Genomic DNA, 15,120 nt, shown 5'->3' on the forward strand with positions numbered 1-15,120 from the left:
TCACCCGGTGCTGATCTTCTGGATCCTTGCCGGGTGGGTCGGTTTCGGCCTTCTGCCATGGTACATGGTAGAGGATGGCCTGTGGTCGTTCGACTGGCTGACCGGCGGCTATCCTTTCGATGCGGATGTCGCGCCGGCCCTGTTCCTGATCGGACAGGGCGAAAAGCTGTGGCTGGCGCCGCTCCTGCTCCCGCTGGCGCTGCCGCTGTTGGTGCTGCGGCGGGCAAAAAACGACCCGATCTATGCCCGCATCCTGATCCTTGCCGGGGCGCTCGGGTTCGGCTGGATGATCGTGCAGGGCTTTTCCATCGGCATCCGCGGCTTCAGCTTCGCCTGGCAGGAGGCGCTGTTCGGAGATCTCCCGATCCGCCAGTTCGGCATGGGCTACGGCGCGATGATCTGCGCCTCGGCCTTTCTCTTCCTGCTGACCCAGGGCGTCGCCGCGCGGGGGGCGATCAACGGCGATGTCTTTGTGGTCAGCGCCATCGGCGGCGTGATCACCATTGTCACCGCCTTTGTGTTCTTTCCGATCGCCAGAATGCTGTTTGCCGCCTTCGTCACCGAGGACGGCGCCTATTCGGTCAGCGTCTTCCTGTCGAAGTTCTTCGATGACCGGCTCTGGGGCATCGGCTGTTTCTGGGGCGCCCGCTGCGGCGCCGCCTGGAATTCGCTGGCCCTCGCCATCCTCGTCGGGCTGATCACCACGGTGTTGGGCCTCTGCTTTGCGCTTGTGGTGACGCGCTCGGGCTTTCGCTACAAGCGGGCCTTGCGGGCGCTCACCGTCCTGCCGATCATCACGCCGCCTTTCGTGATCGGCCTCGCGCTGATCCTCCTGTTCGGGCTTTCGGGCTCGGTCACCCAATTTGTCGCCGAGATGTTCGGCACGCAGCCCACCCGCTGGCTCTACGGCATGCCGGGGGTGCTGATCGCCCAGACCCTCGCCTTCACGCCGATCGCCTTTCTGGTGCTGATCGGCGTGGTCGAAGGGGTCTCGCCCTCGATGGAGGAGGCCGCTCAGACATTGCGCGCCAACAGATGGCAGACCTTCCGGACCGTCTCGCTGCCGCTGATCCGCCCCGGGCTCGCCAATGCCTTTCTTCTGGGCTTCATCGAGAGCATGGCTGATTTCGGCAACCCGCTGGTCCTCGGCGGCAATTTCGACGTCCTGTCGACCGAGATCTTCTTTGCCATCGTCGGCGCGCAATACGATCAGGGCCGTGCCGCCGTTCTGGCCATGGTGCTGCTGTTCTTCACCCTCTCGGCCTTTTACGCGCAACGCGCCTGGCTCGGAAAGAAAAGCTATACCACCGTCACCGGCAAGGGCGACGCGGGCATGCATCCCCTGATGCCGACCGGCCTCTCGGTGCCGGTGCAGATCATCGTGATCGGCTGGGGCCTGTTCACCATCGTGGTCTACGGCATGATCGTCTATGGCAGCATCGTCGAGCTCTGGGGGGTCAACAACGCGCTGACGCTCAAGCATTATGTCACCGCCTTCTCGGTCCGCGTCGAAGAGGCGGGCATCCGCTGGACCGGGGCCGCCTGGGACAGTTTCTGGACCACGATCAGCATTGCCGCCATCGCCGCGCCGCTGACCGCCGCCGTCGGGCTGATCACCGCCTACCTCCTGACCCGGCAGAGCTTTGCCGGCAAGAACGCCTTCGAGTTCGGAACCATGCTGAGCTTTGCCATCCCCGGCACCGTCATCGGCGTCAGCTATATCCTGGCCTTCAACGTGCCCCCGATCGAGATCACCGGCACCGGCGTCATCCTGGTGGTCAGTTTCATCTTCCGCAACATGCCGGTCGGCGTGCGCGCCGGTATCGCCAGCATGTCGCAACTCGACAGGTCGCTCGACGAATCCTCGCTGACCCTCGGGGCCAATTCCTGGCAGACCTTCCGCCGGATCATCCTGCCCCTGCTGCGCCCGGCGATCCTCGCCGCCCTGGTCTACAGCTTCGTTCGCGCGATGACCGCGATCTCGGCGGTGATCTTCCTGGTCTCGGCGGAATACGACATGGCCACGAGCTACATCATCGGCCGCGTCGAGAACAACGATTACGGCCTCGCCATCGCCTATTCCACGACGCTGATCTTCGTCATGCTGTCCGCGGTCGGGCTTTTGCAATTTCTCGTCGGCCGGGTTCAGATCGGCCGGCGCACCGAACTCGGAACCGGGAGAACTTCATGAGCGACAGCAAAATCGGCTCCAAGGCCGCCCCGGTCCGGTTCGAAGGCGTGTCCAAGCTCTTCGGCAAGGACGTGGTGGCCGTCGACCGGATCGATCTCGATGTGGCCGCCGGCAAGCTGGTGACGCTGCTCGGGCCCTCCGGCTGCGGCAAGACCACCACCCTGCGCATGATCGCCGGGCTCGAGATGGCCAGCGCGGGCCGCATTCTCATCGGTGGCCGGGACGTGACCAGACTGCCCGCGACAGACCGCGACGTTTCCATGGTCTTCCAGTCCTATGCGCTCTTTCCGCACATGAACGTTCTGGAGAACGTGATGTACGGGCTGACCTTTTCGGGATTTGCCAGGGACGAGGCCCGGAGCCGCGCGCTTCACGGCCTCGATCTCGTCGGCCTCCGCGGTTTTGATGGCCGGCTGCCGTCGGAATTGTCCGGCGGACAGCAGCAGCGCGTGGCCGTCGCCCGCGCCCTGGTGCTGGAACCGCAGGTGCTTCTGTTCGACGAGCCGCTCTCCAACCTCGATGCCAAGCTCCGTCGCCAGGTGCGCGAGGATATCCGCGCGATTCAGCAGGATCTCGGGTTGACGGTGGTCTATGTCACCCACGATCAGGAAGAGGCGCTGGCGGTCTCCGACGAGATCGTCGTCATGCGCAACGCCGCGATCGCCCAGATCGGCACGCCGCGCCAGCTTTTCGAGGCGCCCAATGACCGGTTTGTCGCGGATTTCATCGGCGAAGCCAACCTGCTGGCCTGCACCATCGTCGCCATCGACGGCCAGACCGCCACGATCGACATCGAAGGCTATCGCCACGACCTGCCCTCGCGCGGTCTTTCGGAAGGCCCGGCCACCATCGCCGTTCGCCCGTCCCGGCTGAGGATCGGCGATGACCGGGGCATCCGCGCCACCGTGGCCAAGGCGACCTATGTGGGTGTGCGCATGGAATACACGCTGACCGGCGCCTTCGGACAGGTGTTTGCGGTGCATGAGGATGTGGATGCGCCGCTGGCGCCCGGGGCCGAAGTGCGGATGGGTTTTGCCGCTAAAGGCCCGGTGCTGCTGCACGAATGACCCCCCGGCACGCCGCCGCCGGTCAGCCCGGGTGCCTGGCCGCGGCCGCTGGCGCCAGCACCGCGGCGATCAGGCCCAGCGGATGCAGCAGATCGCGGCCGGCGAGGCGGTGGCCCTGGCTGCGGCACGAAAAGCCGCAGGCGGCGGTGGGATATGGGGCATCGACCTGATCCCGCCAGGACAGGGCAAAGAGATCGCGCGACATGCGCTGATGGCGCGCCTGGTGGCCGAACAGCCCGGCCATGCCGCAACAGCCGGTGTCGGGTGTTTCCAGCGCGACCCCGAGCGCGGCAAAGACCTGCCGCCACTGCCGGGCGCTTTGCGGATTGGCGGTGACTTCGGTGCAATGGCCCAGCAGCCGCGCCCCGTCCTGCCCGGCCTGCGGAAAGGCCCGGCCCCGCGCCAGCTCTTCCGCCAGAAACTCCTGCGGCATCAGGACCGCCGGCGCGCGAATCCCGGCCTTTGGGTATTCCTGCCGCAGCATCATGCCGAACGCCGGATCGAGCGCCAGGATCGGCGCCCCGATGGCCGCCGCGCGGTGCAGGCGCGCGGCCAGCCGACCGGCAAGGCGCCGAAAGCCCGGCAGATCGCCGGCGCCATGGGCGGCCTTGCCGCCGGGACAGAGCGGCAGCAGACGCGGCGAATAGCCCAATGCGCGGAGCCCGGCCACGGCCTGGCGCTGCGCGGCCGCGTCGAAGAGCGCGGTAAACCAGTCTTGGGCGAGGATCACGCTTCCCTCGGGCAGCGACCCCGCCAGTTCGTTGTCGCGCAGGTACAGCTCGGGCGCCAGCCGCCGGGCCAGCCGCGGCGGTAGATCGGTGGTGGCGGTCAGCCTTTCGGCCAGCGGGCGAAGCAGCGGCCAGAGGGGCGCGACAACGGGCGCCAGCCACAGCGCCAACGGGCTGGCGCGCTCGGCCAGGAGGGTCAGCCGCTCGGTCAGACCGCGCCGGTGGCGGCGGTGGTAGTCGGCCAGGAACCGGCTGCGCATCTCGGGAATGTCGACCTGCACCGGGCAAGACGTGGCGCATGCCTTGCAGCCAAGGCAGGTATCGAGCACCACATGCAGCTCGGCCTCGCGCCGGGCCAGCTCTGCCGGCGGCGCGCTGTCGCGGGCGCCGTGCCAGGCCCGCAGCGCATCGGCCCGGCCTTTCGGGCTGTGGCGCAGGTCGGCGCTGGCCTTGAACGAGGGACACATCGGCGTCGCGGCGGCATAGGAGAGGCATTGCGCATTGCCATTGCAGCGAAAGGCCTTGTCGAGCGGGTCGCCCTCGGGCGCGTTGAACGGCCGGAACGGGGTGGTGGTGATGCCCATCAACCGCTCGGGCGGCGCCACCAGCTTGCCGGGGTTGTAGCGCCCCTCCGGGTCGAAGGCGGCCTTGACGCCTTGCAGCGCGGCATAGGCCTCATCGCCGATCCAGTCGCGCAGATAGGCTCCGCGCACGCCCTTGCCGTGTTCTCCCCAGAAGATGCCGCCATGCTTGCGGGTCAGCGCAAAGACCGCATCCGAGACTTTCTGCAAGATCGCGCGGTCGGCGTCGCGGTCGATGTCAAGCGCCGGCCGAACGTGCAGGCAGCCGACATCGGCATGACCATAGATGCCGTAGTTCAGGCGGAAGCCATCCAGCGTGGCGAGGAAGTCGTCGAGAAAGGCGGCCAGGTTCTCCGGCGGCACCACCGCGTCTTCGACAAAGGCGACTGGCCGGGCGCGGCCTTCCGTGCGGCCCAGCAGGCCGACCCCGGCCGAACGCACCGCCCAGAGCCGGCGGATTTCGTCTCGTCCGGCAGCGAGATGGGTGGCGCGCAGCCCCGGCAAGCTGGCCAGGATCTCGCCGATCGCCGCCACCCGGGCCTCGACCTCCTCGGGGCCGGTGCCATTGACCTCGATGAACACCGGGGCGATGTCGGGCGCGCGCAGCGCCTCGGGCAGCGCGTCCAGCAGACCGGCGTCGGCGGCCAGCCCCTGGGTGCGCGCGTCCATGACCTCGACGGCGGTCGGCGCCCCTCGCGCCAGCGGAACCGCGGCAGAGAGTGCGGCGCGAAACCCGTCGAAGCCGGCCAGGATCAGGCGTTTCTCGGCCTCGATGCGGCGCAGCCGGACGCGGATGCGCGAGATCAGCCCCAGCGTGCCCTCGGCGCCGGGAAACAGCCGCCACCAGTCGAAGCCGCCCGGCTCGGGGCAGGCGCGTTCGAGATCGTAGCCGGTGAACCGCCGGTTCAGCGCGGGGGTGGCCGCGACAAACGCGGCGCGGCCGTCGCGCGCCGCACGCCCGGCCTCGGCCAGCATCGGCCGGGCCCAGTCCGGAGCCGGGTCACCGCTCCACAACAGCCCTTCGGGGCGCGCGATCTCAAGACCCACAAGGTTGTCCGAGGTCTTGCCATAGACCCGCGACCCCTTGCCCGAGGCGTCGGTGCTGACCATGCCGCCGATGGTGCAGCGGGTCGACGTCGAGGTTTCCGGTGCGAAAAACCAGCCGGTGTCGCGGATCTGCGCGTTCAGATCGTCGAGTACCAGGCCCGGCTCGACATCGGCCCACCCGGCCTCGGCATCGAGCGCCAGCAAGCGGTGCATGTGGCGGCGGGTGTCGACCACCACGCCCCGGTTGAGACTCTGGCCGTTGGTGCCGGTGCCGCCCCCCCGCGCGGTCAGCGGGATGGCGCGGAACCGCGGCTGATGCATCACCGCCACCAGTACCGCCATGTCGGCGGCATCGCACGGGGCGGCAACCAGATCGGGGCAGATGCGATAGACCGAATTGTCGGTCGACATCGCCTCGCGCAGGGCGCTGTCACCGTCCAGCGCGCCGCGGAATCCGGCCTGCCGCAGCGCCTCGTCCAGCGCTTCGATGGCAACCGCCGCGCCGTCGCCTGTCTGCGGAAGCTCACTCATATTCGGCCGCCTTTTGTCGGAATCTGTTGCTTTGTGGCGTTTAGTATCATATTTTCCGAATAACATGAAAGCTTCGACAGACAAATTGAATATCAATTTCCGCCATCTCCGCGCCCTGCATGCAATCGCGGCGCAGGGAACCTTCGCCGCGGCGGCAGAATCGCTGGGTGTCGTGCCCTCGGCGCTGTCGGAGCTAATGCGCCAGCTCGAGGCCGACATCGGCGCCCCGCTGTTCGACCGTCGCACCCGGCCGCCCTCGATCACGCCGCTCGGCCGCGACTTTCTTGCCGATACCGCGCCGCTGGTGTCCGGCATGGACCGGGCAATCGACCGGCTCAGCGCCCGCGCCGGGCTGGAAAGCGGCACGCTGCACATTGGCGCCTCCCCCTCGGCGATCTCGGAGCTGCTGGCGCCGGTGCTGGCGGATTTCCTTGCCGGGCGGTCGGGGCTGCAATGCTTGCTGCACGACGACATCGCCGAACGCCTGGCGCAGATGGTGGCCGAGGGCCGGCTCGATATCGCCATCGCCGGGCGGGCAAAACATTCGGCCGATCTGCGCCAGCGCGGCATCCTGCGCGACGAGATCGGGCTGGCCTGTCCGGCGGGTCACGCCTTTGCCGGCTGCGACGCCGTGCGGCTGGACGAGATCGACGCCGCCTCGCTGATCGGGCTCGACGCCCAGGCCGGCACCCAGCAGCTTCTGACCGATTGCGCGGCGATCCCGCGCGCCTTTCTCGCGCCGCAGCTGCGCGCCCATTCGACCATTGCCCAACTCTGCATGGTGCGCGCCGGGCTGGGGGTCGCGCTTCTGCCCAGGAACGCGGTGCTGCTGTTCCGCGACCCGCAAATCCGCTTTGTGCCGGTGGCGGGCCTCGACCTTTGGCGCAGCCTCTACCTGCTGGAGCCGGCCCGCAGGCCGCTGACCGAGGCCGCCCGCGCCTTCGTCGCGACGCTCGAGCAGCGGGTGCCGGCCCTCACCGAAAGCGCCACCGCCCCATGACCCCAGGACGCCCTGCGCGGGCCCGACCACAGGACCGATCATGACGCAAGCTCCCTCCCTGCCCTTCACCTGCCGCAAGGCCCCGGCCAGCGGGTCCGGCGGCGTCGTCGTCACCAACCACCCGCTGGGCAGCGCCGCCGGCCACGAAATGCTGGCGGCGGGCGGCAATGCCGTGGATGCGGCGGTCGCCGCGTTGCTGGCGCTGACCGTGGTCGAGCCGATGATGGTGGGCATTGCCGGCGGCGGCGTCGCGCATCTGCGCACCCCGGACGGCCGCCACGTGGTCTATGACTGCCTGTCGCATGCCGGCGCCGCCGCCACGCCCGGGATGTTCCGCCCGGTCTCGGACCGGCTGCCCGATTACATGGAGACGGAAGGCCGCCGCAATCTCGTCGGCCCGGCGGCGGTGGCGGTGCCCGGCAACCTGCGTGGCTGGTGCGCGATGCAGGCGGCGCAGGGCGCCCTGCCCTTTGCCGATGTCATCGCCCCGGCGATCCGGCTGGCCGCAGGCGGTTTCCGGGTCACCGCCTATCTCAACGGCACGATCCAGCGCCATGCCGCGGATCTGGCCCGCGACCCGGTGATCGCCGCGCTGTTCCTGCCGGGCGGCGCCCCCGCCACGCCCGGCCACCGGCTGGTGCAGGGCGATTATGCCGAGAGCCTGCGGCAGATCGCCCGAGAGGGCGACACCGCGCTGCACGGCGGGTCGCTGGGCGCGGCGCTGGTCGAAAGGCTGGGCGCCGAGGGCAGCGTCTCGCTGGATGATCTGCGCGACTACCGGGCGCGCGAACGCGATGCCATCTTTGCCGACTATCGCGGCCACCAGATCGCCGGGCCGCCGCCGCCGGCCTCTTCGGGCGTGCATGTGGCGCAGATGCTCAACATCCTCGAAGGCTACGACCTCGCCGCCATGGGCTTCGACAGCGCCGCGCGACTGCATCTTCTGGCAGAGGTGATCCGCGTCGGCTTCGAGGACCGCCGCGCCGCCTCGGGCGACCCGGATTTCGTCGACATCCCGGTCGAGCGGCTGATTTCCAAGGACTACGCCCGCGACTGCCGCGCCCGGCTGCGCGATGCCGGGGGCGCCGGGCAGGTGCCGCCGGGCCATGAGAGCCGGAATACCACCCATGTCACCGTGGCCGACCGCGACGGTTTCGTGGTTTCCGCCACCCATACCATCAACGGCCTGTTCGGGGCGCGGATCATGGTGCCGGGCACCGGCATCATCCCCAACAACTACATGTACAATTTCGATCCCCACCCCGGCAAGGCGCTGTCGATCCAGCCCGGCAAGCGGGTGCCGACCTCGATGGCGCCGATGATGGTGCTCAAGGATGGCGTGCCGCGCTTTGCGCTCGGCCTGCCCGGCGCGCTCCGCATCTTCCCCTCGGCGATGCAGGCCATCGTCAACCTGATCGATTTCGGCCTCACCCCGCAACAGGCGGTCGAGGCGCCGCGGATCTGGACCGAAGGCGGTCATGTCGAACTCGAACCCGACTACGCCCATCACCGGGAGGCGCTGGAAGCCAGGGGCCACGAAGTCGCCCTGGTGCCGCATGTCGGCGGCGGCATGAACGCCATCGCCTTCGGGCCGGGCGGGCAGATGACCGGCGCCGCCTGCTGGCGCGCCGACGGCACGGTTTCGGCGATGGGCGGCGGGCTGGCCGAGGCCGGCGTCTCCTTCCATATCTGAGCCGACAAGACCGCAAAGGACGCACCGGATGACCCAGAAGACACTCTTGCTCACCGGCGCCAGCCGTGGGATCGGCCACGCCACGGTCAAGCTGTTCCAGGCCGCCGGCTGGCGGGTGCTGACAGTCTCGCGCAGCGCCTTCGATGCGCGGTGCCCCTGGCACGCCGGCACCTCCGATCATTTCCAGGGCGATCTGGCGGATCCGGCCGCGCGCGCCGATCTGGTGGCGCGCCTGCGCGAGACATTGGGCGACGGCGGTCTCAACGCCATCGTCAACAATGCCGGCATCTCGCCGAAGGGGCCGCAGGGCGAGCGCCTCGGCGTGGCCACCAGCAGCGACGAGATCTGGCGGCAGGTGCTTGCGGTCAACCTGATCGGCCCCGCGGCGCTGATGCGCGACCTGATGCCCGAGCTCGCGCGTGGTACGGGCGCGGTGGTCAATGTCGGGTCCATCGTCGGCACCCGCGTGCACCCCTTTGCCGGCACCGCCTATGCCTGTTCCAAGGCGGCGCTGGCGGCCCTGACCCGCGAGGCGGCGGCCGAGCTCGGCCCGCGTGGCATCCGGGTAAACATGGTTACCCCGGGCGAGATCGAGACCGAGATCCTGTCACCCGGCACCGAGGAGATGGCCAGCCTGATCCCGATGCGCCGGCTCGGCCAGCCCGACGAGGTCGCCCGCGTCGTGCTGTTCCTGTGTTCAGCCGAGGCCGGCTATGTCAATGGCAGCTCGATCGACGTGAACGGGGGCCAACATGTCTGAGGGCCCCCGCCGGATATCAGTAGCCGCGCGCCGCATCGGCCACATCGGGGCAGGTGCCGGTCTCGGCGAACTGCCGCAGGTTCTCGGCAATTATCCGGCCGCCGGTGTCGGCATCGATCTTCGAGGCGATATGCGGCGTCACGGTGATCCCGCGATGGCTCCAGAACGGGTGATCGGCGGGCAGCGGCTCCTGGTGAAAGACGTCGAGCGTGGCCTGTTTCACCTGGCCGCTGTCAAGCGCCGCCAAGAGATCGTTATCCACCAGATGCGGGCCACGGGCGCAATTGATCACGCAGGCCTCGCGCGGCAGCTTGGCGAAGAGCTCGGCGTTCAGGATGCCGCGCGTCGCCTCGGTCAGCGGCAACAGGTTGACCAGGATCTCGCAGCCGTCGAGGAAGGCGTCAAAGCCCTCGGCCCCGGAATAGCATGTCACGCCGCTGATCTCCTTGGGCGATTTCGACCAGCCACGGGTGGCAAAGCCCAGCCCGGCCAGCGTCTGCGCCGCCGCCGCACCGAGATTGCCCAGCCCCATCACCCCGACCGTGCGGTTCGGCGCCACCGGCACCACGATGGCGTGCCAGTCGGCCTCGGCCTGGGCCTGAAGCTGGCGCGGCATGTCGCGGTGATGGCGCAGCACGTGCAGGGCGACGTATTCGCGCATCCGCTGCGTCAGGTCGTCGCCGACGGTGCGGATGATCGGCACGCCGACGGGGAGTTTTTCGTCGGCGAGAACATGGTCGATGCCGGCACCGATCGAGACGATGGCCTTGAGGTTCGCGAACCGGGCGAGATCGCCGGTGCGCGGGCGCCAGACCACGGCGACGTCGATGCTTTCCGGCTCGCTCGCCTGATCCATCGCGACGACCTGCCAGCCGGGCAGCAGGCCTTGCAGCATCTCGACCCACCATTGGATCTTGTCTTCGAGGGGCAGGTAGACGGCGGCTTTCATGGGTCTGTCCTTCATTGTTCGTGTCGGGGAGTTAGGGGATGAATTTCAAACAGCTCGAGGCCTTCTACTGGCTCAGCCAGATTCAGAACTACCGGCAGACCGCGCAGCGCCTCGGGCTGACGCAACCGGCGGTCTCGGCGCGGATTCAGTCGCTCGAGACCGATCTCGGCAAGACCCTGATCGACCGCAACGCCCCGGCCTTCCGGCTGACCGATCAGGGCATGGAAGTGGCGGATTTCGCGTTGCAGTTCCTGAACCTGCGCGAGACGATGAACACCCGGCTTCTGGACAAGCACAAGCAGCGGCTGACCATCGGCCTGGCTGGGATGGCGGCACTGACCTGGGGGCCGATCCTGCTGCAACGGCTGCGCGACGAACTCCCGGAGATCACCCTCGACGTCTATTCCAGCTCGGATCTGCAACTGGCGCGTTTCATCGATGCCGGGACGCTGGATCTCGCCTTCACCGCCGGCGGCGACAGGGTGCCGGAGGCCGCCTTCACCACCCGCTTCGATGTCGGCTGGGTGGCACGGCCGGATCTGGTGCAGGGCGTGGTGCAGCCGCTGACGCCCGAGGCGCTGCGCAATCTGCCGCTGGTACTCTATCCCAAGACATCGCCGATGTGGAACCCGGTGGCCGAGGTCATCGACGAGATGCGCTCGCAGCCGGCGGCGCGGCACTACGGCAATTCGCTGTCGACGATGTACGACATGCTGCGGCGGGGCTATGGCGCCTCGGCGCTGGCCCTGGCCGGCGTCGAGCAGGAGCTGGCCGACGGCCGGCTGGTCCAGCTCGAGGTGACCGACAAGATCCCGCCGCTCGACCTCGCCTGCACCTACGCCAACCGGGCGCGGCGCAAGCAGGTCAAGCTGGTTCTGGAACTGGCACGCGACAGCGCGCAGGCCTGGTGTCGGGATCATCCGCGCTATACCTCTTACATCGAGGGCAACTAGGGTCAGGTTACATCGTAGGCAACGGGGGTCAGCCCCCCAGCTTGCCCTCGACCATCTTCGTCGCACCGGACAATTGGCCGAGATGCGTGCCGTCGCTGACCTTGGCCTCGCTGATGCGGCCGCGCTCGGTCTTCAACTCGCCCTCTTCCAGCACCGCATCGAGATCCTCGGGCGCGATGAACAGCACCCCGGAGGCATCCGCCAGCACCGCATAGCCCGGCAGCACCGCCGCGCCGCCGATCGAGACCGGCACGTTGAAGCCGCCGCCGGTGTTGTAGAGCCGCGTCGTCACCGGCGAAGCACCGCGCGACCACATGGCAAAGCCTTGTTCCTCGATCTCGGCGGTGTCGGTGTGCGGGCCGTCGACGCAGCCGCCCTCCAGCCCGATCATCGCCGCCATCCGGGTCACGCCGCCGCCCCAGCAGGCATATTTGCTGTCGCCCAGCCGGTCGACGGCCAGGAAGTAACCCGGCCCGCATTGGCTCAGGCAATGGTGCAGCAGCGTCGAATCGAGGCCGGGAATGGCCAATGTCGCCACCGTCGCCGCCACCACCTTGCCGGGCAGCACCGGCTGAATCGCCGGCGCGGCAAAGCCGAAGTGATAGAAATGCCCGATGGTCGCGGTTTCCAGCTTGGCCAGACGGTCGAGCTTGTCCTGCGCGATCGGCGTCGGCATCGGGTTCATCTTGTAGGTCAGGTTGGTCATGGTTCGTCCTTATTGCGGGCCCAGCACGAGGTCGGGCAGGAAGGTCACGATCTGCGGCACATAGGTCAGCAGGATCAGCACGGCGAAAAGCGGCAGCAGCATCGGCAGCACGGCTAGGGTCACCCGCTCGAAGCGGACGCGGCCGACCTCCGAGACGATGTAGAGCCCGATGCCCATCGGTGGCGTGGCGATGCCGATCAGCAGGCCCAGCTGGATGATGATGCCGAAATGCACCCGGTCGATGCCGTAAGCGTCGATCAGCGGCAGCAGCGTCGGCACCAGGATCAGCTTGGCCGGCACGCCCTCGACGACACAGCCGACGAGCACGATGAAGATCAGCAGCAGCGCCAGAAAGACATGCCGGCTCTCGGTCAGCGAAAAGGTCCAGTCGGCCAGTTTCTGCGGCGTCTGGTCGATCGCCAGCAACCAGCCCATGGCAATCGAAAAGGCGATGATGATCATGATCACCGAAGTCATCATCGCTGTATCCGACAGCGCCTGGACAAAGTTGCGCAGGGTCAGCTCGCGATACCAGATGCCAAGCCCGATGCAGTAGAGGCAGGCCAGCACCCCGGCCTCGGTGGCGGTGACAAAGCCGAACAGGATGCTGCCCAGGATGATGCCAGGCGCGATCAGCGCGGCAAAGCCGTGACGGGCGCTGCCCACCACCTGCCGCGGGGTGGCGCGGGGTTGGGTCGGAAATTGCTCGAAACCGGCGCGCAGCCGCACATAGATCATCAGCGCCAGCCCGACGGTCAGCCCCGGCACCAGCCCGGCAAGGAACATCCGTTCGATGCTCTGCTGCGCCAGAAAGGCATAGATCACCAGCCCGATCGAGGGCGGGATCAGCGGCCCGATCACCGAAGAGGCGACGGTGATCGCCGCGGCGAAATCGGCCTTGTAGCCGCGTTCGCGCATCGCCTTGATCTCGATTGCGCCCAGCCCGGCGCAATCGGCCACCGCCGCGCCCGAGATGCCGGCAAAGATCATCGACGACAGGATGTTGACCTGCGCCAGCCCGGCCTTGAGATGGCCGACCAGCGCATTGGCAAAGGCAAAGATGCGCTCGGTCACGCCGGTGGCGTTCATCAGGTTGCCCGCCATGATGAAAAAGGGCACCGCGGTCAGCGAGGCCTTGTTGACCCCCTCGAGCATCTGCTGCGGGATGATCTGCATCGCCGAGGAGAAATCCGAAGTGGCAAAAGTCAGCACCGTCGCCGCGCCGATGGCGATGGAAACGGGCACGCGCACCAGGATCAGCGCGATGAAGGTTCCGATCAGGATCCAGGCCATGGGTCAGCTCTCCGGGTGATGGTCGGCGACGTTCTCGGGCATCCCGGCGCCGATCTTGGCCAGGTCGAGCAGCGCGGTCAGCGTCACCAGCGCGGCCGAGACGAACAGCGGGATCGACAGCGCCAGCCGCGGCAGTTCGAAACCGGCGGGCAGGATCGCACCGTCATAGACCCCGCGCGAGGTGGCGATGACCTTGGGCAACTGCCACAGCAGCACGCCGGTCACCGAAAGCGTCGCGGCATCGCTCAGCAGCCGGGTGACGGCCATGCCGGCGGGGCCGAACAGACCGGCGATGAAATCGACGCGCACATCCTTGAGCCGCACGTACATGGCGAAAAAGCCGAAGAAGCTGAGCCAGATGAAAAACACCATGGTCCAGGGCCACATCCAGTAGGGCGCGAGGCTCATCGGCCGCAGGATGATGGTGGCCACCGTCAGCCCCAGCATCACCAGCAGGCAGGCATTCGACAGCCACATGAAGATGCCGCCCAGATCCCAGTTCAGCCGGTCGATCCGGTTGAGGGCCCGCTGTCGCGGGCCCCTGGGAGTATAGTCGTAAGGCGTCACTGGCCGGAGGCCCGGCTGGCCTCGACCGCCGCCATGAAGCCCTCGGGCAGCTCGCCCTGCGCGGCCATGTCATCGTAGAAGCTCTGCATCTTCTCGACCAGCGGCGCGGTGTCGAGCACGCTGAAGGTGGCGCCGGCCTCCTCCATTCGCGCGATGCTCTCTTCGGCGACGCCGAACATCACCTCCTGCGAATAATCGCCGGCCGCCTCATAGGCCTTGAGCAGCCCGGCGCGGGTCTCCTCGTCAAGCGCGGCAAGCGCCTGTTCGTTGACCATGAAACCGATCGACTGCCAATATTCGTCGTGGCGGGTGATATAGGGCGCGACCTCGTTGAAGCGCATCGATTCGACCAGCGCAATCGGCGAGTTCACGGCCTGCACGATGCTCTTGGAGATGCCCTGATAGACCTCGGTCCACGGCAGGGTGATGACCTCGGCGCCAAGGTGGTCCCAGGTCTCGATGGCCACCTTGTTCTCATGCATCCGCAGCTTGACGCCCGCGATGTCGGCGGCGCTCTCGATCGGCACGTTGGACACCATCACCCGGTACGGCCCGCGCAGCACCTGCGTCGGATCTCCCAGCGGCCGCACGCCGGATTGTTCAGCGGCGTTGTCGAACCAGCCGGTCACCGTCTCGGAGGTCATGAACCGCTGCCAGTGGTCGTAATTGTCAAAGGCGAAGGCGGCGGCGACCCAGGCCAGCGCCGGCTCCCATTTTTTCATGTAGCCGAAGCCCTCGGCGTAGACCTGGATGATATTGGCCTGCAATTGCTCGAGTACCGCGTCTTCCTTGCCGAGCTGCTCGTTCGGAAAGACATCGATCTTGAGCTCGCCATCGGTGTATTCCTCGGTCAGCTCGGCGAACTTGGCGAACACCTGCCCCTCGGGGCTGTCCACCGGCATCTTGGTCGCCATGCGCCAGGTGGTCTCGGCCAGCGCCGGGCCGGCCAGCGCCAGCGCCAGCGCGGTGGTCAGGGTCAGTCGCATCGTCTTGGTCATGGTCTTCTCTCCGTGTTGGGGGCTGCGCGACCGGTTGTCCGGTTCATGATGTCTTT

Annotated in this window: 12 protein-coding genes; 6 read left to right on the forward strand and 6 right to left on the reverse strand. The window is 67.8% G+C overall.

The features are described from left to right. Positions 1-7: 7 nt before the first annotated feature. Together PVW49_RS18450 and PVW49_RS18455 are read left to right on the forward strand one after the other, a co-directional pair. Positions 8-2,191: an ABC transporter permease gene (locus tag PVW49_RS18450; protein WP_274591255.1), complete on the forward strand. Its 2,184-nt coding sequence runs from the start codon at positions 8-10 to the stop codon at positions 2,189-2,191. Next, complete coding sequence (locus PVW49_RS18455) at positions 2,188-3,258, forward strand: ABC transporter ATP-binding protein (RefSeq protein WP_074838150.1); 1,071 nt, start codon at positions 2,188-2,190, stop codon at positions 3,256-3,258. The genes PVW49_RS18450 and PVW49_RS18455 overlap by 4 nt, the downstream gene beginning before the upstream one ends. A gap of 22 nt (positions 3,259-3,280) precedes the next feature. Here PVW49_RS18455 and PVW49_RS18460 read toward each other — a convergent pair whose 3' ends face one another. Then, positions 3,281-6,145, reverse strand: a complete 2,865-nt coding sequence (locus tag PVW49_RS18460; RefSeq protein ID WP_274591256.1) for an FAD-binding and (Fe-S)-binding domain-containing protein — start codon at positions 6,143-6,145, stop codon at positions 3,281-3,283. 85 nt (positions 6,146-6,230) lie between these two features. Between PVW49_RS18460 and PVW49_RS18465 the strand changes: the two genes are divergently transcribed. Genes PVW49_RS18465 through PVW49_RS18475 form a run of 3 tightly spaced genes read left to right on the forward strand, consistent with a single transcriptional unit; the run spans position 6,231 to position 9,598 of the window. Continuing rightward, positions 6,231-7,145 (forward strand): LysR family transcriptional regulator, encoded by a 915-nt coding sequence (locus tag PVW49_RS18465; RefSeq protein ID WP_274591257.1) that lies wholly within the window; start codon positions 6,231-6,233, stop codon positions 7,143-7,145. A 40-nt stretch (positions 7,146-7,185) separates the two neighbouring features. Further along, a complete protein-coding gene (gene ggt / locus PVW49_RS18470) occupies positions 7,186-8,838 on the forward strand; it encodes a gamma-glutamyltransferase (RefSeq protein ID WP_274591258.1) in 1,653 nt (550 codons plus the stop codon). A 28-nt stretch (positions 8,839-8,866) separates the two neighbouring features. Beyond that, positions 8,867-9,598: an SDR family NAD(P)-dependent oxidoreductase gene (locus PVW49_RS18475; RefSeq protein WP_274591259.1), complete on the forward strand. Its 732-nt coding sequence runs from the start codon at positions 8,867-8,869 to the stop codon at positions 9,596-9,598. Positions 9,599-9,614: 16 nt separating this feature from the next. Here PVW49_RS18475 and PVW49_RS18480 read toward each other — a convergent pair whose 3' ends face one another. Then, the gene (locus PVW49_RS18480) at positions 9,615-10,547 is read right to left on the reverse strand and encodes a 2-hydroxyacid dehydrogenase (protein ID WP_274591260.1); all 933 of its coding nucleotides are present in this window, start codon (positions 10,545-10,547) and stop codon (positions 9,615-9,617) included. 38 nt (positions 10,548-10,585) lie between these two features. Here PVW49_RS18480 and PVW49_RS18485 point away from each other — a divergent pair, with 38 nt between their 5' ends. After that, positions 10,586-11,500: a LysR family transcriptional regulator gene (locus PVW49_RS18485; protein ID WP_074838169.1), complete on the forward strand. Its 915-nt coding sequence runs from the start codon at positions 10,586-10,588 to the stop codon at positions 11,498-11,500. Between the two features lie 28 nt (positions 11,501-11,528). Here PVW49_RS18485 and PVW49_RS18490 read toward each other — a convergent pair whose 3' ends face one another. From PVW49_RS18490 to PVW49_RS18505, 4 genes are read right to left on the reverse strand one after another with little or no spacing between them, the layout of a single operon-like run. Beyond that, complete coding sequence (locus PVW49_RS18490) at positions 11,529-12,206, reverse strand: RraA family protein (protein ID WP_082154647.1); 678 nt, start codon at positions 12,204-12,206, stop codon at positions 11,529-11,531. 9 nt (positions 12,207-12,215) lie between these two features. Continuing rightward, positions 12,216-13,499, reverse strand: a complete 1,284-nt coding sequence (locus tag PVW49_RS18495; protein ID WP_274591261.1) for a TRAP transporter large permease — start codon at positions 13,497-13,499, stop codon at positions 12,216-12,218. Positions 13,500-13,502: 3 nt separating this feature from the next. Next, positions 13,503-14,066: a TRAP transporter small permease gene (locus PVW49_RS18500; protein WP_274591262.1), complete on the reverse strand. Its 564-nt coding sequence runs from the start codon at positions 14,064-14,066 to the stop codon at positions 13,503-13,505. Further along, positions 14,063-15,064 carry a TRAP transporter substrate-binding protein gene (locus PVW49_RS18505; RefSeq protein WP_274591263.1) on the reverse strand — a complete coding sequence of 334 codons (1,002 nt, stop codon included), beginning with the start codon at positions 15,062-15,064 and terminating at the stop codon, positions 14,063-14,065. The genes PVW49_RS18500 and PVW49_RS18505 overlap by 4 nt, the downstream gene beginning before the upstream one ends. Positions 15,065-15,120 lie beyond the last annotated feature (56 nt).

The organism is Marinovum sp. PR37 (assembly GCF_028807375.1).
Classification (GTDB): Bacteria; Pseudomonadota; Alphaproteobacteria; order Rhodobacterales; family Rhodobacteraceae; genus Marinovum; species Marinovum algicola.

Excerpts from the sequence above, each read along its gene's own strand:
- PVW49_RS18485 (WP_074838169.1), top strand. The coding sequence starts at position 10,586 with ATGAATTTCAAACAGCTCGAGGCCTTCTACTGGCTCAGCCAGATTCAG.
- PVW49_RS18475 (WP_274591259.1), top strand. The coding sequence starts at position 8,867 with ATGACCCAGAAGACACTCTTGCTCACCGGCGCCAGCCGTGGGATCGGC.
- PVW49_RS18455 (WP_074838150.1), top strand. The coding sequence starts at position 2,188 with ATGAGCGACAGCAAAATCGGCTCCAAGGCCGCCCCGGTCCGGTTCGAA.
- PVW49_RS18460 (WP_274591256.1), bottom strand. The coding sequence starts at position 6,145 with ATGAGTGAGCTTCCGCAGACAGGCGACGGCGCGGCGGTTGCCATCGAA.
- PVW49_RS18495 (WP_274591261.1), bottom strand. The coding sequence starts at position 13,499 with ATGGCCTGGATCCTGATCGGAACCTTCATCGCGCTGATCCTGGTGCGC.
- PVW49_RS18490 (WP_082154647.1), bottom strand. The coding sequence starts at position 12,206 with ATGACCAACCTGACCTACAAGATGAACCCGATGCCGACGCCGATCGCG.
- PVW49_RS18505 (WP_274591263.1), bottom strand. The coding sequence starts at position 15,064 with ATGACCAAGACGATGCGACTGACCCTGACCACCGCGCTGGCGCTGGCG.
- ggt (WP_274591258.1), top strand. The coding sequence starts at position 7,186 with ATGACGCAAGCTCCCTCCCTGCCCTTCACCTGCCGCAAGGCCCCGGCC.
- PVW49_RS18480 (WP_274591260.1), bottom strand. The coding sequence starts at position 10,547 with ATGAAAGCCGCCGTCTACCTGCCCCTCGAAGACAAGATCCAATGGTGG.